The organism is Kribbella voronezhensis (assembly GCF_004365175.1).
In the GTDB taxonomy this organism is placed as follows: Bacteria; Actinomycetota; Actinomycetes; order Propionibacteriales; family Kribbellaceae; genus Kribbella; species Kribbella voronezhensis.
The window spans coordinates 1,401,830-1,425,751 of sequence record NZ_SOCE01000002.1 but is presented as its reverse complement, the minus strand read 5'-3'; the positions used below and the strand labels follow the sequence as shown (position 1 = coordinate 1,425,751).

At 68.5% G+C, this 23,922-nt stretch carries 23 protein-coding genes; 16 read left to right on the top strand and 7 right to left on the bottom strand.

All coding sequences use genetic code 11. From position 1 onward, the window contains the following. Positions 1-13 precede the first annotated feature (13 nt). On the bottom strand, positions 14-532 hold the full coding sequence (locus EV138_RS33785; RefSeq protein ID WP_133984103.1) for a DUF2087 domain-containing protein: 519 nt from the start codon (positions 530-532) through the stop codon (positions 14-16). 50 nt (positions 533-582) lie between these two features. Between EV138_RS33785 and EV138_RS33780 the strand changes: the two genes are divergently transcribed. The 5 genes from EV138_RS33780 to EV138_RS33760 all read left to right on the top strand — a co-directional run bounded on the left by EV138_RS33780 (position 583) and on the right by EV138_RS33760 (position 6,182). After that, complete coding sequence (locus EV138_RS33780; protein WP_133984101.1) at positions 583-1,629, top strand: P1 family peptidase; 1,047 nt, start codon at positions 583-585, stop codon at positions 1,627-1,629. 96 nt (positions 1,630-1,725) lie between these two features. Continuing rightward, positions 1,726-2,448, top strand: coding sequence for an ABC transporter ATP-binding protein (locus EV138_RS33775; RefSeq protein WP_202867038.1), 723 nt, complete (start codon positions 1,726-1,728; stop codon positions 2,446-2,448). Then, complete coding sequence (locus EV138_RS33770) at positions 2,445-4,367, top strand: FtsX-like permease family protein (RefSeq protein ID WP_133984099.1); 1,923 nt, start codon at positions 2,445-2,447, stop codon at positions 4,365-4,367. Before EV138_RS33775 ends, EV138_RS33770 begins: the two co-directional genes overlap by 4 nt. A 72-nt stretch (positions 4,368-4,439) precedes the next feature. After that, positions 4,440-5,054, top strand: a complete 615-nt coding sequence (locus EV138_RS33765; RefSeq protein WP_112247427.1) for a DUF5998 family protein — start codon at positions 4,440-4,442, stop codon at positions 5,052-5,054. Positions 5,055-5,057: 3 nt separating this feature from the next. Beyond that, positions 5,058-6,182 (top strand): alkaline phosphatase family protein, encoded by a 1,125-nt coding sequence (locus EV138_RS33760; protein ID WP_133984097.1) that lies wholly within the window; start codon positions 5,058-5,060, stop codon positions 6,180-6,182. Here the strand turns inward: EV138_RS33760 and EV138_RS33755 are convergent. Further along, positions 6,179-7,768 (bottom strand): S8 family peptidase, encoded by a 1,590-nt coding sequence (locus EV138_RS33755; protein ID WP_238158549.1) that lies wholly within the window; start codon positions 7,766-7,768, stop codon positions 6,179-6,181. The genes EV138_RS33760 and EV138_RS33755 overlap by 4 nt on opposite strands. Before the next feature lie 146 nt (positions 7,769-7,914). Here EV138_RS33755 and EV138_RS33750 point away from each other — a divergent pair, with 146 nt between their 5' ends. From EV138_RS33750 to EV138_RS33740, 3 genes are all read left to right on the top strand, one after another. Then, positions 7,915-8,571, top strand: coding sequence for a thymidine kinase (locus EV138_RS33750; protein WP_133984092.1), 657 nt, complete (start codon positions 7,915-7,917; stop codon positions 8,569-8,571). After that, positions 8,568-9,401: a sulfurtransferase gene (locus tag EV138_RS33745; RefSeq protein ID WP_133984090.1), complete on the top strand. Its 834-nt coding sequence runs from the start codon at positions 8,568-8,570 to the stop codon at positions 9,399-9,401. Before EV138_RS33750 ends, EV138_RS33745 begins: the two co-directional genes overlap by 4 nt. 362 nt (positions 9,402-9,763) lie before the next feature. Next, positions 9,764-10,846: a glycoside hydrolase family 183 protein gene (locus tag EV138_RS33740; RefSeq protein ID WP_133984088.1), complete on the top strand. Its 1,083-nt coding sequence runs from the start codon at positions 9,764-9,766 to the stop codon at positions 10,844-10,846. 51 nt (positions 10,847-10,897) lie between these two features. Here EV138_RS33740 and EV138_RS33735 read toward each other — a convergent pair whose 3' ends face one another. The 3 genes from EV138_RS33735 to EV138_RS33725 all read right to left on the bottom strand — a co-directional run bounded on the left by EV138_RS33735 (position 10,898) and on the right by EV138_RS33725 (position 13,141). Then, positions 10,898-11,281 carry a VOC family protein gene (locus EV138_RS33735; protein WP_133984086.1) on the bottom strand — a complete coding sequence of 128 codons (384 nt, stop codon included), beginning with the start codon at positions 11,279-11,281 and terminating at the stop codon, positions 10,898-10,900. A 65-nt stretch (positions 11,282-11,346) separates the two neighbouring features. Then, positions 11,347-12,177: a phytanoyl-CoA dioxygenase family protein gene (locus tag EV138_RS33730; RefSeq protein ID WP_133984084.1), complete on the bottom strand. Its 831-nt coding sequence runs from the start codon at positions 12,175-12,177 to the stop codon at positions 11,347-11,349. 76 nt (positions 12,178-12,253) lie between these two features. Next, positions 12,254-13,141 (bottom strand): LysR family transcriptional regulator, encoded by an 888-nt coding sequence (locus EV138_RS33725; protein ID WP_133984082.1) that lies wholly within the window; start codon positions 13,139-13,141, stop codon positions 12,254-12,256. A gap of 72 nt (positions 13,142-13,213) precedes the next feature. Here EV138_RS33725 and EV138_RS33720 point away from each other — a divergent pair, with 72 nt between their 5' ends. The 4 genes from EV138_RS33720 (at position 13,214) to EV138_RS33705 (ending at position 17,474) form a co-directional block, all read left to right on the top strand. After that, positions 13,214-14,071 (top strand): dihydrodipicolinate synthase family protein, encoded by an 858-nt coding sequence (locus EV138_RS33720; RefSeq protein WP_133984080.1) that lies wholly within the window; start codon positions 13,214-13,216, stop codon positions 14,069-14,071. Between the two features lie 192 nt (positions 14,072-14,263). After that, positions 14,264-15,643: an ABC transporter substrate-binding protein gene (locus tag EV138_RS33715; RefSeq protein WP_133984078.1), complete on the top strand. Its 1,380-nt coding sequence runs from the start codon at positions 14,264-14,266 to the stop codon at positions 15,641-15,643. A gap of 5 nt (positions 15,644-15,648) precedes the next feature. Continuing rightward, entirely contained in the window at positions 15,649-16,587 is a 939-nt protein-coding gene (locus EV138_RS33710; RefSeq protein WP_133984076.1) for a carbohydrate ABC transporter permease, read from the top strand. After that, positions 16,584-17,474, top strand: coding sequence for a carbohydrate ABC transporter permease (locus tag EV138_RS33705; protein WP_133984074.1), 891 nt, complete (start codon positions 16,584-16,586; stop codon positions 17,472-17,474). The genes EV138_RS33710 and EV138_RS33705 overlap by 4 nt, the downstream gene beginning before the upstream one ends. A 36-nt stretch (positions 17,475-17,510) precedes the next feature. Here EV138_RS33705 and EV138_RS33700 read toward each other — a convergent pair whose 3' ends face one another. Beyond that, positions 17,511-18,626 carry an RNA-guided endonuclease InsQ/TnpB family protein gene (locus EV138_RS33700; RefSeq protein WP_133984072.1) on the bottom strand — a complete coding sequence of 372 codons (1,116 nt, stop codon included), beginning with the start codon at positions 18,624-18,626 and terminating at the stop codon, positions 17,511-17,513. 137 nt (positions 18,627-18,763) lie between these two features. On the opposite strand from EV138_RS33700, the gene EV138_RS33695 reads away from it, so the two are divergent. The 4 genes from EV138_RS33695 (at position 18,764) to EV138_RS33680 (ending at position 22,838) form a co-directional block, all read left to right on the top strand. Beyond that, the gene (locus EV138_RS33695; protein WP_238158548.1) at positions 18,764-19,609 is read left to right on the top strand and encodes an NAD-dependent epimerase/dehydratase family protein; all 846 of its coding nucleotides are present in this window, start codon (positions 18,764-18,766) and stop codon (positions 19,607-19,609) included. Beyond that, positions 19,609-20,874: an enolase C-terminal domain-like protein gene (locus EV138_RS33690; RefSeq protein WP_133984068.1), complete on the top strand. Its 1,266-nt coding sequence runs from the start codon at positions 19,609-19,611 to the stop codon at positions 20,872-20,874. Before EV138_RS33695 ends, EV138_RS33690 begins: the two co-directional genes overlap by 1 nt. A 129-nt stretch (positions 20,875-21,003) precedes the next feature. Beyond that, a complete protein-coding gene (locus EV138_RS33685; RefSeq protein ID WP_133984066.1) occupies positions 21,004-22,278 on the top strand; it encodes an ROK family transcriptional regulator in 1,275 nt (424 codons plus the stop codon). Beyond that, positions 22,275-22,838 carry a GNAT family N-acetyltransferase gene (locus tag EV138_RS33680; RefSeq protein ID WP_133984064.1) on the top strand — a complete coding sequence of 188 codons (564 nt, stop codon included), beginning with the start codon at positions 22,275-22,277 and terminating at the stop codon, positions 22,836-22,838. Before EV138_RS33685 ends, EV138_RS33680 begins: the two co-directional genes overlap by 4 nt. Here EV138_RS33680 and EV138_RS33675 read toward each other — a convergent pair. After that, positions 22,824-23,918 carry a Gfo/Idh/MocA family protein gene (locus tag EV138_RS33675; RefSeq protein ID WP_133984062.1) on the bottom strand — a complete coding sequence of 365 codons (1,095 nt, stop codon included), beginning with the start codon at positions 23,916-23,918 and terminating at the stop codon, positions 22,824-22,826. The genes EV138_RS33680 and EV138_RS33675 overlap by 15 nt on opposite strands. Positions 23,919-23,922 lie beyond the last annotated feature (4 nt).

Genomic DNA, 23,922 nt, shown 5'->3' with positions numbered 1-23,922 from the left:
GCTCTTGGACCAGCTACGAGGTGTGCGGACGGGTGTAGTGGTTGGTGGTGCGGGTGAGGAGACCGGCGTCGACGAGTTGGCGGCGGAGGGTGGCGTGGTCGGGGTGGAAGGTGTTGAGGATCGCGTTGACCTCGGGTTCGGCGTAGGTGCGACCCGGTTCGAACGACTGGACGAGGTACTCGAGGACGATCAGCGTCTTGCTGTAGACGGTCGGCATGATCACCAGGCGACCGTCGCGGAGAAAGGCGCGCAGTACAGCGTCGCGCGCGGGGTCGGCGTCGAGCGGTTCGGGCTCCGGCCGGCTCGACCGGACAGCGTCCTTGAACGCCGTCTCGTCGGCAACCAGGCCGTCCGCGGCAGAGCTGAGCAGACCGTTCTTGCTCAACCGCTGCACCGACTTCAGGACAACCGGCAGCGGCAGCCCGGTCGAGCCCGCGATCTCCTCCGGTCCGCGCGCGCCGAGGACGACCGCGGAGTACGTCCGCAGCCTCGACGGTTCGGCCAGCAACCCACAGAGCACATCAGCGTCCATGCGTTCCAAACTAATCTCGCCCGCAACCGGGTTTCTGCTAGACAGGACCCATGCCAAAACCTGGTCCCCACAACGCGATCACCGATGTTCCCGGCGTGCGGGTCGGTCAGGTGGAGCGCACCGACGCGCCGTACCTGACCGGTACGACAGTCCTCCACTTCCCCGGTACGGCGATCGCCGGTGTCGACGTCCGCGGGGGAGCACCGGGCACCCGGGAGACCGACCTGCTCGATCCGGTCAACTCCAACCCCGGCGTGAACGCCATCGTCCTCACCGGCGGCAGCGCGTACGGCCTCGACGCGGCCGGTGGCGTGATGGGCTGGCTCGAAGAACAAGGCCAAGGCGTCCGAGTCGGCGCCGGCGAGCACGACGTCGTACCGATCGTGCCCACCGCGGTGCTCTTCGATCTCGGCAGAGGCGGCGGCTTCCAAGCCAGGCCGACGGCCGACTGGGGGCGACGGGCGATCGAGGCAGCCACCGACGAAGTAGTTGCGCAGGGCAACTACGGTGCCGGCGCCGGAGCCCGCACCGGCCGACTCAAAGGCGGCGTCGGATCGGCGAGCGTCCGGTTCGACGACGGGACCACCGTCGGCGCGCTGGTGGTCGTCAACGCGGTCGGCTCGACCGTCGACAGCCAGGGCCGCCTGTACGGCGAACGCTTCGCCGTCGACAACGAGTTCGGCCGGCTCCAGACCCCGACCGAGCCGCCCCCAGAAGGCCCGGCAGGCCCCCTGCCCGGCATGAACACGGTGATCGCCGTCATCGCCACCGACGTCCCGCTCGACAAGGCGGCCGCCAAACGGATGGCCATGGTCGCCCACGACGGACTGGCCCGCGCCATCGATCCCATCCACACCCTCGTCGACGGTGACGCCATCTTCGCCGTCTCGACGACCATCGGCATACCCCGGCTGTCCGTCACCGATCCGGCCGCGCTGATCCAGCTCGAGACCGTCTTCGCCGCCGGCGCCCAGGCGCTGGCGCGAGCCATCGTCCACGGCGTACTCGCTGCCGAGTCGGTGGACACACCGGCCGGCCGACTGCCCAGCTATCGCGACGCCTACCCCTCGGCGTTCGGCGAAGGACGTACGACCTGAGTACTACGCGGCCCCGCCGCAAGACCACTGAAAGACGGTAGGAGAACCGGACCGCGGGCCGACGATCCGAAGCGCCATCCGCGAAAGCCTTCGGATATGAGCTACCCGAGTCCCCACACCACGTACCAGCAGCCCGTCCAGCAGGTCCCCGGCGAGGGCACCGTCCTCGCCGGTCGCGGCCTGGTCAAGTTCTACGGCGAGGTCGTCGGCCTGGCCGGTGTCGACGTCGCGGTCCGAGCCGGCGAAGCCCTCGCCGTGATGGGGCCGAGCGGCAACGGCAAGACCACCCTGCTGCACGTCCTGGCCGGCATCCTCAGCCCGGACCAGGGCGAGGTCTGGCTCGGCGGCGACCGCGTCGACCAACTGAACGACGCGGCCAGGACCGTACTGCGACGTCGCCGCCTCGGCTTCGTCTTCCAGGACAACCAGTTGCTCGCCGAGCTCCCCGCGGACGAGAACGTCGCGCTGCCCCTGATGGTCGACGGCGTCTCCCGGCGGGACGCGATCGGCCGAGCCCGCGCAGTACTGGCCCAAGTAGGCCTGGCGAACGAGGTCAACCGCAGGCCCGGTGAACTGTCCGGCGGCCAGGCCCAACGCGTCGCCATCGCGCGTGCGCTCGTCGGCGAGCCGCAGGCTGTGTTCGCGGACGAGCCGACCGGTGCCCTCGACGCGGCGACCGGAGCACAGGTGATCGATCTGCTGGTCGGCGCGGCCACCCATCGAGGCGCGGCGGTGGTCGTCGTCACTCACGACGACGCTGTAGCCGCCCGCTGCCACCGCGTCGTACGGATCGTCGACGGCCGGGTGAGCGACCGATGAATCCGATGACCGATCTCGGGCTGCGCTTCGTGCGCCGTCCGGGTCCCGGCGGCCGCGCTGCGAATCTCGCGGCGCTGGGAGCGACCGCGGTGGTCGCCCTGCTGCTCACCTTCCTGATCGCCGGAACGCTCGGCCTCACCCACAGGGCCGACCGGATCGGCTGGCGCACGACGGACGACGCGGACGCGAAGACGGCGGTCGGCGTGACCCACGAGGTGAAGGACATGGTCGCGGGCAAGCCCGTACTGCGGTACGACCTCGCCGTCACCGACGAGCAGCGCAACGCCCGGCTCGCGCCTCCACCGGGTCTGCCGCATGCTCCGAAACCGGGCGAGGTCTTCGTCTCGCAGGCTGTCGCCAAGCTGTGGTCGGGTGGTGCCGGCAACGATCTGAGCAAGCGGTTCGGTATCGCCAAGCCGACCGGCGTGATCTCGGCGGACGGGTTGTCCTCCAAGGACGAGCTGGTGATCGTCCGGGGAGCCACCCCGGACCTGCCGGGCTTGGGCGAGAAGTACCACCCGAAGTACCTGGCGAGCTGGCACGGCTCGGCCTTCCCGGAGCGGATCGCGATTCTGCTCGCACTCGTCGCCTTCGGCGTCGCGCTCGTCCTCTTTCCACTGCTCAGCCTCGTCGGCCAAGCCGCCGGGGTGGCAGCCAAGCGCCGCGAACGCAGGCTCGCGGCTCTTCGCCTGGCCGGCGCGACCAGAAGCCAAGTACTCCGGCTGAGTGCTGTCGAGCAGGCCGTGATCGGGTTCGCCGGTGCAGTCGCCGGTTTGATCGGGTACACCGTGCTGAGTCCGCTGATCGCCCGGATCCCGATCGGCGGAGGTCAGTGGTACCTGCACGATCTGACCGCGAGCTGGTGGGTCGTCCTTGTCGTACTGGCCGCAGTACCGCTTCTCTCGGTGATCAGCGCGCTCATCGGTCTGGGCCGGGTCAGCATCACGCCGCTCGGCGTCGTTCGCGGGCAGACGCGCAAGGCAACCAGCGCGCTGCGCCTCGGCCTGCTGGTGATCGGCCCCGTGATGCTGGGCATCGTCGGCACCGGGGGAGCCCTGCTGCCGATCGTGATCGGGGTCGGAATGGCTGCGCTCGCCGTACGAATCGTCGGCCCCTGGGCGGTTCAGGTGATCGGCAAGATCTTGGCTCGTACGGCGAACGGCCCCGTCGGACTGCTGGCCGGCCGGCGACTCGTCGACGACCCGAAGGGAGCGTTCCGGCCGGTTGCCGCGCTGGTGCTGAGCGGGTTCGTGACCGGCTTCCTCGCGTTGTTCATGCCGTACGGCATCTCCGGCGACGGGACCGACACGGCGTTCAAGCTCTACCCGGACCAGGGTCGAACAGTTGCCGTGGTCAAGGATGCGCGCACGAAGCTCGACGCGGCGGGGATCAAGGGACAGGTGACCTCGCAGGATCAGGCGGTGACCATCGTCGTACCCGGCGCCGCGGATCGCGAGAAGGTTCGCACGGTCCTCTACAGCGTGGTGCCGGATGTGGTGCCGCTGACGGATTCCGAGAAGGACGAGCACGAGGCGGGGATGCTGCTCGATATGCGTCTCGGCGTCGCGCTGCTGCTGGGACTGGTCTTCATCACCGGAGCAGCCTCCACGGCGGCCGGTGCTGTCGGGACCGCGCTCGACCAGGCCGGCCCGGCCAAGGCGCTGCGGCGCTCCGGCGTACCGCTGAAGGTCATCGAGAGGTCGGCTCGCCTTGCCGCCGTCGTACCGGTGGTCGGAGTCGGGCTGCCGGTGGTCGGCTTCGGTGCCTTCTGCGGACTCGTCTTCAGCGGAGGCCATCCGCTCACGCAAGGCAACTCCGGGTTGCTGCTGCTTGTCGGTCAGGTCGTCGTCGGAGTGGTCCTGGTAGCAGTGGCCGGCGCCGCCGGCGCTCCCGTACTACGGAAGGCCAGCGTCGGCTGAAAGGCCGGCCCTGGCTCCGGTTCGTCCACAGGGCGGTCCGGGGCCAGGGCGCCGTCGTGCAAGGATGAGCCCATGCGTGACCTGAATGCGCCGGTCCCGGAGCTCGCGGACGCCTCGCCTGAACTGCGCGACGCGATCGACCGGTGCGGCTACTACCCAGATGTCGTGGCGGACTCCCTCGCGGTGGCGATCGCCGGCGAGCCGATCCGGGCGTTCGTGCTGCAACACGAGCCGACGTTCGACCGCGACGAGGTCCGGCGGCACATCACCATCCTGGCGCTGACGCCGAGCCGGCTGATCGTCGGGCACACCGACGAGCACGCCGCGGACGACCTGATCCAGGCGCCGTACGCGTCCACCTCGACCGAGGCGATCCCGCTCGACCGGGTGAACGCGGTGGTGGTCAACCGCGTGGTGCCGAATCCAGCCGGCTATGCCTCCGTCCGCAAGGACCCGGGCTCGGCCGGCGGCGAGGTCGTGCTGACGATCGGCTGGGGCATGGTGAACCGGATCGATCTCGAGCCGGCCGTCTGCGCCGACCCGAATTGCGAGGCCGACCACGGGTACACCGGTTCGGTGGCCGCCGATGACATCTCGCTGCGGATCAGTGCCGCGGCCGACGGCCCGGCCGGGATCCAGCAGGTGCTCGACTTCGCGGCGGCCCTGTCGTCCGCGACCAGCAGGTAGGCCGTGTCCGACCCGACCCCGGTGCTGCCGGCCTACGGCGGCGGATCCCTGGCGGACGTGCTCCCTTCGGTAGCGGGCGCACTGTCGGTCCCGAACGAGCAGAACCTGCTCGGCCTGCCACCCGCACCCCGGTACGCCGTACTGCTGCTCGACGGCCTCGGCTGGAACCTTCTCCGGCGCAACGCCGACGTCGCTCCCTACCTGTCTTCGCTAGCAGGCCGCAGCTTGACCGCGGGAGTGCCGTCTACCACCGGCGTCAGCCTGAGCAGCTTCGGGACCGGCCTGCCGCCGGGCGCCCACGGCATCGTCGGCTACACCTCGATCGTGCCCGAGACGGGCGCACTGCTGAACGCCCTGTCGTGGGATGCCCCGGTCGATCCCCGCCGCTGGCAACCACATCAGACAGTTTTCGAACGGGTCGCGGCCGCCGGCGTCGCCACCCGCAACGTCAGCAAGGCACGCTTCGACAACTCCGGCCTCACGGCGGCCGCGTTCCGGGGGAGCGCTCACCGCGGCGCCGACACCGTCGAGGACCGGCTGGACGCGACCAGATTCGCCAGCCGGGAAGGAAAGTCGTCGCTGGTCTACGTGTACGACTCCCAACTCGACTACACCGGTCACGGGCAAGGCAGCGCGTCATGGCAATGGCGCAAGGAGCTCGCCGCCGCAGACGCCTTCGCCTCGCAAGTGCGCGCTGCCCTTCCGCGTGATGCCGTACTGCTGGTCGTCGCCGACCACGGCATGGTCGACGTCGCCCCCGCGAACCGGGTCGATCTCGACGCCGAGCCCGAACTCACCGACGGCATCCAGCTGATCGGCGGCGAATCGCGATTCCGCCACCTGTACTGCGTCGACGGTGCCGCCGCCGACGTCTTGTCGACGTACCGCGAACGGCTCGGTGACGACGCGCTCGTGCTGAGCCGCGAAGACGCTGTCGGCCGGGGCTGGTTCGGGGCGGTCGAGGATCGGGTCGCGCCCCGCATCGGCGATGTCGTGGTCGCGTCGCTCGGACCGGTCGCGCTGGTCGCCAGCCGTCGCTATCCGAACGAGGCCGGCCTGATCGGCCTGCACGGTTCGCTCACCGAGGACGAGATGCTGATCCCGCTGCTGGTCGACGAGGGGCGCTAGAAGCTCCAGACGTTCCAGTAGAAGACGGCCTGGGCGGTCTTCGCGTCGGCGTCGCGCGCTGTCACGGTCACCTTGTACCGGCCGGAGCCCGGCGCCAGTACGCCGGTGATCCAGCCGCGCTCGCTGTCGATGCTCAGGCCCGGCGGCAGACCGGTCGCCGTGTAGCTGATCTCGCCCTTGCTGCTCATGCCCTTCAGCAGCAGCGGAATCGCGGGGATACCACCGAAGCCGAGTTGTTCGGCCGGCTTGGTGATGGTCACGCCGGCTGTCGGGGTGTCCGCGCTCGCGGCGCCGACCGCCTCGGCCGCGTCGACGAGGCCTTCGCCGTAGTACGAGTTGTCCGCCGTCGACCCGGTGCACTCGCCGCCGTTCGAAGCGGGGCAGGGCAGGTCGTTGGCCTCGGCGCTCAGCTTGGCGCGCACTTGCTCGGGGGTGAGCTTGGGGTTCGCGCTCCGGATCAGCGCGAGGACACCGGCGACGTGCGGCGAGGCCATCGACGTACCGTCCAGGGTTTGGTAGCCGCCACCAGGGACGGTCGAGTAGACGTCGACACCGGGGGCGGCGACGGTGATCTTGTCCGGGCCGTAGTTGGAGAAGGTCGCCTTCAGGTTCTCCGCGTCGACGGCCGCTGCCACGATGACGCCGGGCAGCTCGGTCGGCAGGCTCAGGCAGTCGTTGGTGACGGATCGCAGGCCGGGGGTCGAATCGTCGGGGCTGGAGTCGTCGCTGGCCTTCTCGGCCAGGTTGTAGTTGTCGTTGCCGGCGGCGGCGACGTTGACGACCCCCTTCGAATCGGCGAAGGCGACCGCGCGCTTGACCGCCTCGGCGATCGCGGCCTGGTCGGGATCCGACGGGCACGCGAACAGCCACGGGTCGACGTAGTAGCTGTTGTTGGTGACCGAGACGCCCTTCTGGCCGGCGAAGACGAAGGCGCAGACGGTGTTCTCCGGGAAGAACAGCTGGCTGCCCGCCTCGGCGACGCGGATGGACGACACCTTCACGCCCGGCGCGACCCCGACCATGCCCTTGCCGTCCTTGGCCGCGGCGATGGTGCCCGCGACGTGGGTGCCGTGCTCACCGACCGGCCGCCACGCGCCCGGCCGGGTGTCGACCTTCCCGTAGGCGCAGGACGCCGACCTGCTCGCGTCGAAGTTGGCCTTCAGGTCGGGATGCTGGTCGTCGACACCGGTGTCGAGGACGCCGACGGTGATGCTCTTCGAGCCGGGGTTCACCGCCCAGGCCTTGTCCGCGCCGATCTGGGTCATGTCCGGCCGCGCGACCTCGGGTGAGGCGTCGGGAGACTCCACCGGCGCGGGCGGGAGCTGCGGATTCGCGGCGGCCGGCGGCAGGTCCGACGTACGGGTGGCGCCGACCTTCTCGACCCCGGCGACCGTGCGCATCCGGCCGGCGAACTCCGCGTTCGCCGAGTGCACGACCAGTACGCCGATCCCGTCGTACGCCGCGTAGACAGTGCCGCCGTTGGCGCTCACCCCGCTGACCACCTTGGCGGTCTGCTTCGGCGCCGTGATCACGAAGTACGCCCGCAACCCCGCCTCGACCCGCCCCGGCGCCGCGAGAGCCGGCACCACACCCCCCACGAGAGCAAGCCACCAGACCAGACCGACAACCACACCTTTGCGCACGACCAAGTAGAACCCGGCGACAGCTCAGAACGAAAGCCGACGCACCCCGGAGTCACTGATGGTTGAGGGACTTGGCAGGATGGGGGCCTGTGGCTGACCTGCTCTATTTCACCGGGACGATGGACTGCGGCAAGTCGACGCTCGCCTTGCAGATGGATCACAACCACAAGGCGCGGGGGCGGTTGGGCCGGATCTTCACCAGCCACGACCGGGCCGGGGAGTCGCGGTTGTCGTCGCGGCTCGGGCTGGAGGCGGCCGCCATCGAGGTCCGGCCGGACTTCGACTTCTGGCAATACGTCGTCGGGGAGCTGACCCACGGCGGCCGGATCGACTACGTGGTCTGTGACGAGGCGCAGTTCTATCAGCCCGAGCAGGTCGAGCAGCTCGCCCGGCTCGTGGACGAGTTGCAGATCGACGTGTTCTGCTTCGGCATCCTCACCGACTTCCGCGCGATGCTGTTCCCAGGATCCGCGCGGCTGGTCGAGCTGGCCGACCGGATGGAGCTGCTGCAGGTCGAGGCCCTGTGCTGGTGCGGCGAACGCGCCACCCACAACGCCCGGACGGTCGCGGGCGAGATGGTGACCGAGGGCGAGCAGCTCGTGGTCGGCGACATGGAAGATCCCGACAACGTGGTCGAGACGGCGTACGAAGTACTGTGCCGTCGCCATCACCGGCGTCGCCTGACCGCCGCCCGTGCACGTGCCACGCTGTCACCCGAGGTCCTGCCGTTCGGAGGCGCCGTATGAACCCGCTGATCACTGCCGAATCGTTGCGCTCGGCCAACGACTCGGGTACCGATCGCCCGGTGGTCATCGACGTGACGTGGAACCTGATGGGGCCGCCCGGCCGGGACGCGTACGACGCGGGCCACCTGCCCGGCGCCCATTTCGTCGACCTCGACACCGAGCTGGCCGGCCCACCCGGCCCCGGCGGACGCCACCCGTTGCCTGAGGCAACCATCGTCGAAGCCGCACTACGCCGGGCGGGCGTCGGACCGGACACAACCGTCGTTGTCTACGACGCCGCGAACTCGATGGCCGCGGCCCGCGCCTGGTGGATCTTCCGGTACTTCGGGGTGCGCGACGTCCGCGTCCTCGACGGCGGTTTCGCGGCCTGGCAGGCAGCCGGGGGAGAGGTCAGTACGACGGTCCCCGCCGACGCGGCCGGAACCTTCGTCGCTTCACCCGGCCACATCCCGATGCTGGACGCCGAAGGTGCCGCCGCGCTGGCATCGACCGGAGTGCTCCTCGACGCCCGCGCACCGGAGCGCTTCGCCGGCGAGGTCGAGCCGATGGACAAGGTGGCCGGTCACATCCCGGGTGCCGTCAACGCGCCGACGACCGCGAACGTCACCGCAGACGGCCACTTCCTCTCCGCCGACGAACTACGCAAGCGCTTCGCGGACCTCGACGTGGATGCCTCGAGCGAGGTCGGCGTGTACTGCGGGTCCGGGGTGACCGCCGCGCACGAGGCGCTCGCGCTGCAGATCGCCGGCATCGAAGCGCCGGTCTACGTCGGCTCCTGGTCGGAATGGATCACCGACCCCACCCGCCCGATCGCCACGGGGACCGACTGAGGATTGTCGCGGGCGGTTGGGGACGGGTGCCCGCGACAACCGGTTTCACTGGTCCTTGCCAGCCATGCAGGCGCCCCCTTCGTCTCACGGAGTCGGCAGATAATTACCTCACTGCTCCTTGCCGGCCATCGGTCCTCCCTTCGCCGTAGCGGGCGTCGACAACCTCACATATCCCTGTTGGCCACGTCCGCTCCCTTCGTCTGGCGACCCGGGCACGCAGTCAGTTTCGGCACTGCGCCGGGGCAGTGACAAGCCTTTTCAGGATCGGCGAAATGAGTCCTTGACTTCGGTCAGTGGCTGCGGGAAGGTCGATGGGCAATCGATTTCCCAGATCTGCTCCGCCCCGCTGCTGAGGAGTCACCATGCCGTCCGAGCCGATGATCAGACGTTCCACCTTCCTGAAGGCTGCCGTGGCTGGTGCTGGAGCGTTGTTCGCGGCGCCCACGCTGGCCGGCGCGACGACGCGCGCCGTACAAGCGGTGACGACGACCAAGGTCAAGGATCTGACCGGGCCCGGGTTGACCGACCGGTTCCGGATGCAGGCGACCGATCTGGGGATTCCGGCCCGGACGCCGGACGGGCGGTTGCTGTTCATGTTCGGCGACACCTTCGAGAACCCGACGGTCGGTGGCGGCTGGTGGCGGTCGCCGGTCGCGTTGTGGTCGACCACGACGGACCTCGCCTCCGGCGTGACCTGGTCGGGAGCGGTCGGGGGAGCCGCGGCACAGCAGTTGTGGGACTACCCGCACGACAACCCGACGTTCTCCACCGTGTTGCCGTCGGACGTGATCACCATCGGCGGATCGATGTATCTGCACGCCATGGTGAACAAGGGGCTGGGCAACGTCGTGTGGACGGAGATCTGGCGATCCGACAACTCCGGCGCGAGCTGGTACCACACCGGCGCGAAGTTCCCGGGCGATCTCGACGGCGGCCTGTTCCAGTTGCTCACCTGGGGCCTCGGGAACGACGGGTACGTGTACGTCTACTCGACCGGGTTCCAGCGGGACAAGCCGATCATCCTCAAGCGGGTCCGCAGCGACCAGGTGGCCAACCCGGCGGCGTACGAGCCGTGGGGATACCGCGACGGTGCCTGGAACTGGGGCAACCCGGCGACGCCGATCCTGTCCGGGAGCTTCGGTGAGATGAGCCTGCGGCCGCTCGGCGGGAAGTGGGTGCTGACCTGGTTCAACGCCGGCGACTACCGGATCGACGGGATGATCATGGACACGCCGACGTCGAACCTCTACACGGCGTACCGGCAGACCCTGATCTACGGCGGCGCCTGGGGACAGGAGAACGGCAATCACGTGGCCCAGCTGTACGGCGGTTACGTCATCCCCGGCTCGACGCTCAGCGACCTGCATCTGTCCGTCAGCCAGTGGAACACCGACGCGGGCTGGCCGTACCGCGTGATGCAGTTCCGGGTCCGCGGCTTCGGATAGCCGGCGGATGGAGAGGCTTCCCTCCGACCTCTCCACCCCCGCTGCTACCACTCACACCGGACCGGCGACGCCGATCAGGTTGCCTTCGGGGTCGGTGAACTGGCCGACGACCAAGGAGCCGGGCTTGCCTTCGGGGCCGAAGAGCCGAGTTCCGCCGAGCTCTTCGGCTTGGCGCAGCGCGGCTTCCACGTCGTCGACCCCGACGTAGAAGAGTGCCTTCGGCGCGAACCCGGCACCGCCGCCGACGCCGCCGTTGAGGCCGGCGCCGTCGCCCGTCGTACTGCCGTCGACGAAGCCGTAGTTGCCGGCCTCCGAGACGAATCCGGCAACGGTGTCACCGACCGCGAACTGCCAGCCGAACAGCGAACCGTAGTACTCCCGCAGCCGCCCTGGGTCCTCGCCGATGATCTCGAAGTGCACTACCGCGTCCGCCATGGTTCCTCCTGTAGTCGATGACGCTGTCACCTCGAAGGTCGTACCCGTACGGCGAACCTCGACAATCAGTAGGGCAGCGCCACGTAGTCGACGTTCTTGCCGACGGCCGGGTCGTCGGCGATCTCGGTGGGAACGTTGCGGACGATCAGGCCGGCCTGTTCCGCCGCGGACAGGGCTGCCTGGTCGTACTGGGTCTTGCTCCAGATGTCGCACATGTACTTGCGGGTCTTGAGGTAGTCGACGTACCGGCTCATGTGGGCGTCGTCCAGGCCGAGCGCCGCGAAGAGCGCGATCCGGTCGCCGTCCTTGCTCGCGATCCGCCACTTCGGGTATTTGCTGTGCTCGTGCGGCAGCGGCGCCTTCGACTTCGGGAACCTGAGCAAGGTGCCGTTCCCGCTGTGCGTGGTCCGCAGACTCCACACGGCGACATCGCCGACGCGCGTCCGGACGTACTTGTTCTCGCCCACGTTCAGGTCCGGCGTGTTGTGCGACTGATGCCGCAGGTTGAGGCCTCCGGTGTGCCGGTAGTGATCCTGCAGGTAGACCCCGAACCGCAGGATCGTGTAGCGCCCGTTCCAGTCGGGAGCGTTCGGGTCGACCCGGTCGGCGTTGTCCTTGTGGAACCCGCGCTGGACGCCGTTCACCGTGAAGGCGCTGTCGCCGGCGTACACGATCTTGTCGTCGTCGAGGAGCTGCCGGGCGATCCGGACGAAGTTCCCGTCGGTCAGCACCTCGCGCAGTCTCGGGTTCGCCAGCAGGTCGCCGCCGAAGTGCTTGCGCGACCAGTGCGCCGCCTCCCGCAGCCTGTTCACATCGTCTTTCGAGTACACCCCACGGACGATCGTCCACCCGTTCTCCCAGAACCCGGCGACATCGACGCCATCCACCGCAGCCATTCGCTCTACCTCCACTCAGCCGGGCCGGCGACCCGGTCATACCCCCTCGATGCAGGCATACGGCGATTTGTTGCGATCAGTGCGCGAGGTAGCCGGCGGTGGAGGCGCGAACCGCCTCGGTGAAGGCGATGACGGCCGGATGACCGGCGGCTCCGGACCGATGCGCGATGCGAGTCCTTCGCCGGGCACCGAGGGGGAGCAGCCGTACGCCGGAAGGTGGGTCGGCCGCTGCCAGTTGAGGGACCAGTGAGACTCCCTGACCGGCCGCCACCAGCGCGAGTACTGCGGCGAAGTCGTCGGCGTAGTGCCGGATGCGCGGGCTGAATCCGGCCGTGTGGCAAAGCTGCAGGGTCACTGCATGGCAGACCGTCCCGGGAGTTCCCGCGATCCACGCGGCGTCCGCAGCACTATGTATCCCGGCGAACCCGCTCCCGGCCCGTACTGCGAGGAACACCGTCTCCTCCAACAGCGGCGACTCCTCGAGACCCTGCCCGCCCGCAGTGGGCAACACGTCGTAGTCGTGTATGAGAGCCACGTCCAACCGACGCTCCCGCAACGCCTCAGGAGCGTCGGCCGGATCCAGCTCGGTCACCATCAGCTCGAGACGCGGATGATCGCGGCCCAGCGTCACCAACGCTTCCGGCAGCAGAGTCCGCACTGCGGTCGGAAAGGCACCGATGTGCAAGGGTCCGGACAATTCGTTGCCGGCCGCAGCCACGGCAGCGCCCGCTTCTTCGAGCGCGGACAGGACGGTCTCCGCGTGCTTCGCCAGCACTGCGCCCGCCGGTGTGAGCACGACCCGCCGACCTGACCTCTCCAGGAGTGCGACCCCGGCTTCACGTTCGAGCGCGGCCAGCTGCTGGGAGACCGCCGACGGCGTGTAGGTGTGGATCTTCGCCACCGCCGCGATCGTCCCGAGCTGGGACAGATCGCGGAGCAGCCGGAGCCGCCGGACATCGAGCATAAGGTCAGCTTACGGTTCTGATCAGAAAGCTGAACTAGACCTTGCCGGTGTCGGCAGTCGAGGGTTGCGTACATGACCCTGACTGGCCTGTTCATCCCGCTGATCACTCCGTTCGACGCTGGGGGAGCCGTCGCACTCGACTCACTCGAGGCTCTCGCGAGGCGGATGCTCGAAGCCGGCGCGAGCGGCCTGGTCGCGCTCGGCACCACCGGTGAACCCAGCTCGCTCACCGAAGCCGAGCGCCAGGCAGTCGTCGACGTTGCGGCCATCGTCTGCCGTGAGCACGACGCGAAGCTGATCGTCGGCGCCGGCACTCCACAAGCCCTCGAAGACCTGCGGGGCAGGGGAGAGGTGCATGCGGCGCTGACAGTGGTGCCTCCCTTCGTGCGCCCGGGCGAAGCGGGAACAATCGCCTACCTCACCCAACTCGCCGCCAACAGTCCCGTCCCGCTCGTCATCTACCACGTGCCCTACCGCACGGGGCAGGCCCTGTCGGCTTCCGCGCTGACGCGGCTGGGCTCCTTGCCCGGCGTGGTGGGCGTGAAGTACGCGGCCGGCATCACCGAGGACGCCATCGAACTGATGGCCGCCCTACCGCCGCACTTCGCAGTACTGGGCGGTGACGATCTCTTCATCTCCCCGCTGCTCGCCCTCGGCGCGCAGGGCGGAATCCTTGCCTCGGCTCACCTTGCCACTGAACAGTTCGTCGCCCTGATCGACGCCTGGCACACCGGCGACGTCGCCACGGCCCGCGCTCTTGGCCACCGCCTGGCCCGCTTGTCCCGAGCTCTGTTCGCCGAGCCGAACCCCACGGTCATCAAGGCAGCTCTCCACGCCCAAGGCCTGATCCCAACACCTGCGGTCCGCCTCCCGCTCCTCCCGGCCGGTCACCACAGCCTCACCGCACTCGACGTGCTCATACCGGCTTGAATCGTGGCATGGCGGAGTCGACCGGCGACGACTGAAGATGTCGCGGCCGCGTTGCGGATCGCTCTGGCCGAACTCGGCATTGATAAAGTAACACGCATGGTTTAACTTACCCGGAATTGGCCTTGTGTGGCCCGCACCACACCCCAGACCGCCCGGTGGCGGGGTGATCGGCGGAGATTTCGAGGAGTTCCGATGAAGAGAACGGCTAGGTGCGCCGTAGCCCTGACTTCGGCGGCAGTGCTGCTGGCGGCGGCGGCCTGTGCGGACGGCAGTACCCCGGCGGCGAACAGCGCCGGGGCGATCGACGAGAACGCACCGGTGACCATCACGGTCGGGAACCGGCCGAAGCCGGACAAGCCGGCCGATGTGGCCGCGTTCGACCGGAACGTGAAGAAGTTCATGGCCGAGCACCCGAACATCACGGTGAAGTCGACCGAGACGTCGTGGGACGCGCAGACCTTCCAGGCTCAGGTGGCGGGTGGCTCGCTCCCGACGGTGATGAGCATCAGCTTCACCGAGCCGCTGAACATGATCCCGAACAAGCAGCTCCCCGACATCACCGACGAGCTGAAGCTGGTCGACCTGACCAAGGACCTGAACCCGGAGACGCTGAAGCTGGTCCAGGACGACAAGGGCCGGATCTACGGCGTACCGTTCGAGGCCTTCTCGGTCGGGCTCGCGTACAACCGGGCGCTGTTCAAGCAGGCCGGGCTGGATCCGGACAAGCCGCCGACGAGCTGGGACGAGGTCCGGCAGTACGCGAAGCAGATCACCGAGAAGACCGGTAGGGCCGGCTACGCGCAGCTGACCAAGGACAACACCGGCGGCTGGATGCTCACCACCATGACCTACAGCATGGGCGGCACGGTCCAGAGCGACGACGGGAAGAAGAGCACCTTCAACGACGCGCCGGCCAAGAAGGCGCTGCAGTTGCTGAAGGACATGCGCTGGACCGACAACACGATGGGCACGAACTTCCTCTACAACCAGGAGGAGGCGCGCCAGGACTTCGCCGCCGGCAAGATCGGCATGATCATGCAGGCGCCGGACGCCTACGACATGTGCGTGAAGAACTTCGGCATGAAGCCCGCCGACTTCGGCGAGGGCGCGCTGCCGCAGGACGGTGGCCCGTACGGCACCCTCACCGGTGGCTCGATCAAGATGATCAACCCGAAGTCGAGCAAGAACGAGATCGTGGCCGCGCTGAAGTGGATCAAGTCGCAGGAGTTCGACAAGTACACCAGCCAGGCGCTCGCCGTACAGGACGCCAAGAACGCGATCGCCGACAAGGGCTTCGTCGGGCGGCCCGGCGTGACTCCGCTGAGCCAGGAGACCTACGACCAGTACAACAAGTGGCGCGAGCCGTACAACAACGTGCCGGTCGAGCAGTTCAAGGGCTACATCGAGTCGACCAAAACGCTCAAGCTGCTGCCGGAGCCGTCGAACAAGGGGCAGGAGGTCTATGCCCTGCTCGACCCGGTGGTGCAGCAGGTACTGACGAAGAAGGACGCGGACATCGACAAGTTACTCACCGACGCCGCTGCGAAGATCGACGCCCGCCTGGGCCGGTAGCCGTCATGGCTCTGCTGACAAGATCCGCCACCATCGCCACCTCGGAGACTGAGCGGTCCCGTCGGAGCCCGGCCAACTGGCTGCGCTCCGGCGGTCTCAGCGCGGTCGTCTTCGCCCTGCCGCTGGTCCTGACCTTCCTGTACTTCTCCTGGGGCCCGATCGTGCGCGGGCTGGTGCTGTCCTTCCAGAAGAACAACCTGGTCACCACCCCCGAATGGGTCGGGATGGCGAACTTCAGCTACGTGCTGACCGACCCACAGTTGCCGCAAGCAACGATCAACACCCTGTACTTCGCGTTGCTGGCCCTCGTCTTCGGTTTCCCGGTGCCGCTGTTCCTGGCGGTGTTCATCAGCGAGTTGCGCAAGACCGGCTGGCTCTACAACGTGATCTCCTACCTGCCGGCCGTCGTACCGCCGGTGGTCGCGATCTTGTTGTGGAAGTACTTCTACGATCCCGGCTCCGGCGTCTTCAACGCGATCCTCGGCTGGGTCGGGCTCGGTCCGTACGCCTGGCTGAACTCGCCGCACCTGGCGATGCCGGCGATCGTGCTGGAGGCGACCTGGGCCGGCGCCGGGGCCACCTCGATCATCTACCTGGCCGCGCTCACCGGCGTACGGAACGAGTTGTACGAGGCGGCCGAGCTGGACGGGGCCGGGATCTGGCGGCGGGTCTGGCATGTCACGATCCCGCAGATCCGCGGAATCATCCTGATCATGATGCTGCTGCAGCTGATCGGGACGTTCCAGGTGTTCACCGAGCCGTTCCTGTTCACCGGTGGCGGCCCGGACAACGCGACGACGACGATCCTGCTGCTGATCTACCGGTACGCGTTCATCAACGGCGACTTCGGCGCGGCCACGGCGCTCAGCGTGCTGCTGGCACTGGTGCTGTGCGTGCTGTCGGTCGTCTACCACCTCCTGACCAGACGTTGGAGTACGACATGACGGCGGAAGCGCAGGAGCGCGGCATCATCTCGGCCATGGACCGGCGCCGGCCGCTGGTCCAGTACGCACTGCCCGTCATCCAGGTGTTGCTGTTCATCGGAGTGGTGATCGCCGGGGTCGGGCCGCTGCTCTGGCTGGTGAAGTCCGGGCTGTCGACCAGCCAGGACATCATCCGCGGACCGATGGAGCTGTGGCCGAGCGGCATCCAGTGGCACAACGTGCCGGACGCGTGGACCCAGGTGCAGATCGGTTCGTACCTGGGCAACACCGCGATCATCGCGATCGGCTCACTGCTCTCGACGCTGTTCGTCTGTACGACGGGCGCCTTCGTGCTGAGCGTGCTGCGCCCGAAGTGGGGCCCGCTGATCACCGGTGCCGTGCTCGCCACGTTGTTCCTGCCCGGCGTGATCTCGCTGGTCCCGCTCTACCTGACCATCCTCAAGATGCCCGTGTTCGGCTGGAACCTGCAGAACACCTTCTGGGCGGTCTGGCTCCCACAAGCGGCCGGGGCGTTCAACATCCTGGTGATGAAGCGGTACTTCGACGCGATCCCGCGCGAGCTGATCGAGGCGGCGCGGATCGACGGCGCGAGCAACCTCCGCCTCTTCACCGCCCTGATCGTCCCGATGTCCAAGCCGATCATCGGTGTGGTCGCCCTGCTCACGGTGATCGGATCCTGGAAGGACTACCTCTGGCCGCTCCTGGTCCTGCCCGACCCGAAGCTCCAGCCGATCTCGGTCGCCCTGCCCAGAGTGGCCAAGACCACCGACCTCTCCCTGCAGATGAGCGCGTTGTTCCTGGCGGTCCTCATCCCGGTAGTGCTCTTCTTGATATTCCAGAAACAGTTCCTGCGCGGGGTAGGAATGTCAGGAGGGATCAAAGATTGACGTCCTCCCCGCCATGGTGGCCGGGGATTCCAACTACTACCTGGAGGCAGCGAGTTGAGGTTCACGCTTCAGCGAGACCGGTACCCGCGTCTCTCGGCGTGCGCTGACGGCCCGTCCGGCCGCGATGTTCATCGCCGCATTCACATCCGCATTGCTTTGATGTTTGCAGGCGGCGCACCGGAAGACCGCTTGGCTCTTGCGGTTCTCCGGCGCACGGTGCCCGCAAACGCTGCAGGTCTGCGACGTGTACGCGGGGTTGACCTTCTCGACCCGTCCGGCAGCCTTGTCCTCGAGCCTCTTCACGAGGTCCCCCCAGCCGCTGGCCAGGATGGCACGATTGAGCCCGGCTTTTGCACGGCGGCGATTCGGCAAATACTGTCCCGGTCGCTCGATGTCGGTGCTGGTCTTCTCCACCCAATCCTTGCGGCGGTCTCGTGCGCGGGTGTAGAGCTTCGCGATCGCCGACTTGTATCGCTTCTGCCGATTGGAGCCGCGTCGGCATCGGCACAGGCGACGTTGCAGCTGCTTGAGCCGTTCGGACTCCCGGTCCGACAGCCGGGGGCAGATCAGCAGCTCGCCGGTACTCAATGCCGCCGATACGGTGATGCCACGGTCCACACCGACAACTCCACCTGTACCCGGCGCACGGAGCGGTGGCGGAATGACGGCGAAGGCGATGTGCCAGCGACCGTCCCGGCTGCGGGTCACCCGGTACGACTTGGCATGCGGCACGCTACGGGACGTCCGGAACCGGACCCAGCCGACTTTCGGCACATTGACCGCAGCCCACTTCCGGTTCTGCTTGACGACACGAGACGCCTGAGGGCCGACGATACGGAACCCTTCATGGCAGCCGGCCTTGCGCCAGGTCGGGCGTCCATGCGTTCCTTTGAAGAAGCTGCGGACTGCGTGGTCGAAGTCCCGCAAGGCCTGCTGCTGAACAGTCTGGGAACCGGCCCGCAACCATTCGAACTCGGCTCGCGCCTCGGTCAACTGCCGGCCCTTCTCCGCAAATCCGGGTGTGAAGGCCTTGTCACGCCTCCACATCGACCATTGCTCCAGAGCGAGGTTCCAGACAAACCGGGCGTGGCTGCATTGCAGCAGCAGTGCAGCTTGCTGCACGGTCGTCGGATACATCCTGAACCGGGACATGTTCCGGATCCAATCAGGCGGGACCGACAGTCCCCGATCTTCGAAGGGAGGAAGTCGCGGTCTCACTCCGAGCTGACGTGCGGGGCTGGGCCGCGACGGTCCAAGTGGCTTCACCACTAGCGGGGCGGCGGGTGTTGGTGACGGGTGCGGTGGGGCGGATCGGTTCGGTCGCCACCGGCCACCTGAGCGAGTTGGGTGCGCTGGTGACCGCGCTGACGATTGTCGAGGATTCGTCGTTGAAGGCCGACCGGGTGGTCATCGGTGACACCCGGTCGGAGGACGACGTCGCGGAGGCGCTGGCGGACGTGGAGTTCGTGGTGCACCTGGCCGCGTTGGCGCACCGCGACGCCGGTACGCCGTACGACGTGTACACGGGCAACGTGATCTCCACCTTCAACGTGCTCGCGCAGGCCGGCGCGCTCGGGATCAAGCGGGCCGTGATCGCCAGCAGCATCAACGCGTACGGCGTACCGATGAACCCGCACGGACCGCTGCCGGCGTATTTCCCGCTGGACGAGAACATCCCCTCGGATGTGGCGGACTGGTACTCGCTGTCCAAGCAGAACGACGAGAACACCGCCCGGATGGCCTGGCGGCACTGGGGGATCGACGTGGTGGCGTTCCGCTTCCCGCACGTGAACTCGGCCGACGTGCTGACCCGGCAGGCCGAGCACGTCCGGGAGGATCCAGCGTTCGGCGTACGGGAAGGCTGGTCGTACCTGGACACCCGCGACGCGGCGTATGCGATCGAACTCGGGCTGACGGCGCCGCTGTCCGGGGCGCACAAGTTCTTCGTGGCCGCACCGACCACCAACGCGCCGTACGAGACCGAGGCCTTGCTGGACGCCTTCGCGCCGGGGGTACCGCGGCTGCGGCGGTTCGTCGGGCGCGAGGTGCCGATCGACCTGACCGCCGTCCGGACCGTGCTCGGGTTCCAGGCGCGGTACGAGCTCGACCTTCCCACCGATCGATTGGAGACCTGATGACCCAGGAGACGCCCGCCACCTTCGCCCAGCCCTGGCCGGTCCGCGACGAGATCCGGATCCGGTCCGTGCGGGCGATCGTGACCGCACCGCAAGGGATTCCGCTGGTCGTGGTGAAGATCGACACCACCGAGCCCGGGCTCTACGGCCTGGGGTGCGCGACCTTCACGCAGCGCTGGAAGGCGGTGCAGACGTTCGTCGACGAGCACCTGGCCCGGCTGCTGACCGGCCGGTACCCCGGCGACATCGGCGATCTGGTCCGGCTGGCCGGCTTCTCCGGCTACTGGCGTGGTGGTCCGGTGACCAACAACGCGATCTCCGGGATCGACCAGGCGCTGTGGGACATCGCGGGCAAGCGGGCCGGGATGCCGGTCTACGAGCTGCTCGGCGGCAAGGTCCGGGCCGCCGCCGACACCTACATCCATGCCGGTGGGATCACCATCGACCAGACGCTCGAACAGGCGAAGGAGTTTGTCGCGCAGGGCTGGCGCCACATCCGGCTGCAGGTGTCGACGCCCGGCGGTGGCGGGTACGGCGCGCCTCAGCTCGCCACGCTGTACCCCGGCGCGCCGTACCGCAACGGCTGGTCGGCACGCGACTACCTCCGTACGACGCCCGACCTGTTCGCCGCGGCTCGTCAGTCGCTCCCGGACAACATCGAGTTGCTGCACGACGTGCACTCGCGACTGACGCCGAAGGAGGCCGTCGTGCTGGCCCGGTCGCTCGAGCCGTACCGGCTGTTCTTCCTCGAGGACGTGCTGCCGCCCGAACACTGGGACCGGCTGCCCGAAGTACGGGCCGCTTCGCCGGTGCCGTTGGCCGTTGGTGAGCTGACCACCTCGATGGGTGACGCGGTACGGCTGGTGCGTGACGGCGGGGTCGACTTCATCCGCTCACACATCTCCGACATCGGCGGACTGACGCCGGCCCGCAAGGTGGCCGACCTGGCCGAGCTGTGCGGGGTCCGTACCGCGTGGCACGGGCCGGGGGACACCTCGCCGATCGGTGCCGCCGCCAACGTTGCCCTCGACGTCAGTTCCGTTGCCTTCGGCATCCAAGAGGGCCACATCTACGACGAGGCGACGCACGAGGTCTTCCCCGGCACGCTCCGGATCGTCGACGGGTGGCTGACGCCGAACGAGGCGCCCGGCTGGGGGATCGACATCGATCTGGAGGCGGCGGCGCGTTATCCCGCGCAACTGTCCGGCCACGACGAGTGGGCGGCCGGCGTCCGGCGCATCGACGGCGCTCTGGAAGCGCCGTGAAGGAGCTGAAGACGACGACCGCGAACCTCGAAGACCTCACCGGACCGGCTGACGCCGCGGGGTACGATCGCGGCTAGCTCGGACCGGGGTGAAAGGTGAACGGGCGAGGGGAAGGACAGGAGGCAGGCGATGGTCACGTCCGACAGTGACGCCGTGGCGCTCGAGGAGCAGACCCGATCCGGCGCGAACCAGTACGACCTGGGCTCCTTCAACGAGGCCGTGATCATCGAGACGATCCGGCTGGCCGGCATCATCAGCCGGACCGAGATCTCCCGCCGGACCGGGCTGACCCAGCAATCGGTGTCGCGGATCCTGCGCATCCTGCTGCAGCAGGGCCTGCTGGTGGAAGAGGCCCAGGAACGCGCCGAACGACTCGGCAAACCCCGTACTCCGGTGCGGTTGCGCTCGAACGCGGCCCACGCCGTCGGCATCCACATCGACCCGGAGTTGCTGACGGTCGCCGTCGTCGACCTCGACGGCACGATCGTCCGGCGCGAGACCGTCGACCTGGCCGCCGACCTGGACGCGGGCAGGCTGGTGGATCTGGCCGCGGCCACGGTCACCGCCGCGCTGAGCATCAGCCAGGTCGATCCCGCCTCGATGCTCGGGGTCGGTGTCGCGGTCCCCGGTCCGATCAACGCCGACGGCACCTTGCTGGACCTGCCGCTGCAGCCGGCCTGGCGCGGTCTGAAGATCCGTCAACTGCTTCAGCAGAAGCTGAATCACCCGGTGCTGGTGGAGAAGGACGGTACGGCGGCGGCGATCGGCGAACGCTGGATCGGCCGGTCGGCCCGGGCCCGGGACTTCGCCTACCTCTATCTCGGCACCGGCGTCGGCAGCGGGCTGATCCTGAACGGCTCGATCTACCGCGGCCTGACCGCGAACGCCGGTGAGTTCGGTCAGTTGTGCGCGCTGAAAATGGGCGAATGGGACCCGCAGAACGGCCCGCGGATGATGGCCGAATGCAACCCGACCGCGTCGTTGCCGGTGATTGCGCAGGGATTCGGCTATGTCGAAACCGATCCGCACGCCACCGACGAGGCGAAACGGTACAAGGCGGTTTGCCAAGCGGCCGCGGCCGGCGACGAGGCGGCCGAAAAGGCGGTCACCCAAGTCGCATCGGTGATTGCGCAGGGTGCGGTCGGCCTGGTCGATCTGCTGGACATCGATCTGATCGTTCTGGGTGGGCCTGCGTTCGCCAAGGAAATCGCCGGCGTGTTCGTTGCCGAGATCGACCGGGCGGTGAACTCGCACCCGATCGCGAAAGGCACCCGGACGGTCGCGGTGGAGGAATCGATGCTGCAGGCCGACGCGGCCGCGGTCGGCGCCGCCTCGACGATCTTCCACGACGCGTTCACACCCCGCGTGGGCGGCTCGAGCCAGGCTCGTAGGCTACCCAAATGAATCTGACCCGCCAGCTCACCGCCGACGTCGAACTCCGGCTGGTGCGCCCCTCCGATGCCGAGTCCTTCTGCGCCGCGCAGTACAGGTGCCGTGAGCAACTACGTCCGTGGGAGCCGGTGCGCAAGGACGAGTGGTACGAGCCTGCCTTCCAGGCCGCCCGGTTCCAGGCCGCGCTCGACAACGACCTGATCGTGCCGTGGGTGCTGGCCACCAGTGACCGGGTGATCGGCACGATGACACTGTCGAACATCGTGCGCGGTCCTTGGCGCAATGCCGATCTCGGCTACTGGGTCGACGCCGCCGAGGTCGGCCGTGGTCTGGCGTCGGCCGGCGTCGCCGCCGTCTGCGAGCTCGCCGACACCGAGCTGTTGCTGCACCGGATCGCGGCCAGCACGCTCGTCGACAACGAGGCCTCGCAGCGCGTCCTGCAGAAGAACGGTTTCACGCAGTTCGGGTTCGCTCCGGAGTACCTGCACATCAACGGCGCCTGGCGCGATCACAATCTCTACCAGCGCATTCTCAACAAGCGTGAGCCCGGCGAGACGTCAGCGGGGCGGTAGGCCGATGCCTCGGCTGACCTCGACGTCGTCGTAGCGGCCTTCGAGAACATCGGCGAACTTGACCGGCCGCTGCAGGGTGGAGGCGACGTAGACCGCGCGCACGGTGGCGAGTGCGTCGATGGCGTCGTGGACGGTGATGCCCGGCTGCCGACCGTTGCCGATGGCATCGAAGATGTCCTCGTATTGCGCGACGTGGCCGCCCGGCGGTTCCGCGTCGACCGTCACGTCGTCGGAGCCGCCGTCGACGTTGAAGCGACGCAGTACGTCGTCCTCGAGCTCGGCGCCGCCCGCGGTGCCGTGCACCGAGACGCGGGTCCGGCCGCCGGGGAACGCGGCCGTGGTCGCGTGCAGGGTGGCGACGGCACCGGACTCAAAAGAGAGCGTGGCGACCACGGTGTCCTCGACCTCGATCGCGTGGTGGGCCGCGCGGATCGCCTGAGCCTGGATGTTTACCGGCCGGCCCATGAACCACAGCAGCAGGTCGACCGTGTGGACACCTTGGTTCATCAGCGCGCCGCCGCCGTCCTGCGCCCAGGTGCCACGCCAGCCGGCGGACGCGTAGTACTCGTCGCTTCGCCACCAGGCGACGGAGGCGACCGCGGACGTCATCGTCCCGAACCGCCCGGCCCGGACGGCGTCCGCGACGAGAGCGCTTCCCGGGTCGAAGCGGTGCTGGCTGATGACCGAGGAGATGACGCCGTGGCCGGCTGCCCGGGTGGCCGCCGCGCCGAGGCGGCGGGCCCGGATCAGGTCGACGTCGAGCGGCTTCTCGATCACGACGTGCAGCTTCGCGTTGAGCGCCTGCTCGGCGATCGCGGCGTGGGTGCCGCTCGGCGTACAGATGGCGACGAGCGAGATGTCCGATCCGGCCAGCGCCGCCGCCAGGTCGTCGTACACCTTCGGCTCCGGTTGGCCGGCCTCTTTGAGCCGAGTGGCCAGTGCCTGCCGCGCGGCCGGGTCGCCGTCGACCAGTGCGGTCACTTCGGCGTCCGGCCGGGCGGCGACGGTGTCGGCGTGGGTGCGGCCGATGATGCCGCAGCCCACGATCGCGACCTGATGGGGGTTCGTCGAGTCAGACATCTCG

Excerpts from the sequence above, each read along its gene's own strand:
- EV138_RS33785 (WP_133984103.1), bottom strand. The coding sequence starts at position 532 with ATGGACGCTGATGTGCTCTGTGGGTTGCTGGCCGAACCGTCGAGGCTG.
- EV138_RS33780 (WP_133984101.1), top strand. The coding sequence starts at position 583 with ATGCCAAAACCTGGTCCCCACAACGCGATCACCGATGTTCCCGGCGTG.
- EV138_RS33775 (WP_202867038.1), top strand. The coding sequence starts at position 1,726 with ATGAGCTACCCGAGTCCCCACACCACGTACCAGCAGCCCGTCCAGCAG.
- EV138_RS33770 (WP_133984099.1), top strand. The coding sequence starts at position 2,445 with ATGAATCCGATGACCGATCTCGGGCTGCGCTTCGTGCGCCGTCCGGGT.
- EV138_RS33765 (WP_112247427.1), top strand. The coding sequence starts at position 4,440 with ATGCGTGACCTGAATGCGCCGGTCCCGGAGCTCGCGGACGCCTCGCCT.
- EV138_RS33745 (WP_133984090.1), top strand. The coding sequence starts at position 8,568 with ATGAACCCGCTGATCACTGCCGAATCGTTGCGCTCGGCCAACGACTCG.
- EV138_RS33740 (WP_133984088.1), top strand. The coding sequence starts at position 9,764 with ATGCCGTCCGAGCCGATGATCAGACGTTCCACCTTCCTGAAGGCTGCC.
- EV138_RS33735 (WP_133984086.1), bottom strand. The coding sequence starts at position 11,281 with ATGGCGGACGCGGTAGTGCACTTCGAGATCATCGGCGAGGACCCAGGG.
- EV138_RS33730 (WP_133984084.1), bottom strand. The coding sequence starts at position 12,177 with ATGGCTGCGGTGGATGGCGTCGATGTCGCCGGGTTCTGGGAGAACGGG.
- EV138_RS33725 (WP_133984082.1), bottom strand. The coding sequence starts at position 13,141 with ATGCTCGATGTCCGGCGGCTCCGGCTGCTCCGCGATCTGTCCCAGCTC.
- EV138_RS33720 (WP_133984080.1), top strand. The coding sequence starts at position 13,214 with ATGACCCTGACTGGCCTGTTCATCCCGCTGATCACTCCGTTCGACGCT.
- EV138_RS33715 (WP_133984078.1), top strand. The coding sequence starts at position 14,264 with ATGAAGAGAACGGCTAGGTGCGCCGTAGCCCTGACTTCGGCGGCAGTG.
- EV138_RS33710 (WP_133984076.1), top strand. The coding sequence starts at position 15,649 with ATGGCTCTGCTGACAAGATCCGCCACCATCGCCACCTCGGAGACTGAG.
- EV138_RS33705 (WP_133984074.1), top strand. The coding sequence starts at position 16,584 with ATGACGGCGGAAGCGCAGGAGCGCGGCATCATCTCGGCCATGGACCGG.
- EV138_RS33700 (WP_133984072.1), bottom strand. The coding sequence starts at position 18,626 with ATGTCCCGGTTCAGGATGTATCCGACGACCGTGCAGCAAGCTGCACTG.
- EV138_RS33690 (WP_133984068.1), top strand. The coding sequence starts at position 19,609 with ATGACCCAGGAGACGCCCGCCACCTTCGCCCAGCCCTGGCCGGTCCGC.
- EV138_RS33685 (WP_133984066.1), top strand. The coding sequence starts at position 21,004 with ATGGTCACGTCCGACAGTGACGCCGTGGCGCTCGAGGAGCAGACCCGA.
- EV138_RS33680 (WP_133984064.1), top strand. The coding sequence starts at position 22,275 with ATGAATCTGACCCGCCAGCTCACCGCCGACGTCGAACTCCGGCTGGTG.
- EV138_RS33675 (WP_133984062.1), bottom strand. The coding sequence starts at position 23,918 with ATGTCTGACTCGACGAACCCCCATCAGGTCGCGATCGTGGGCTGCGGC.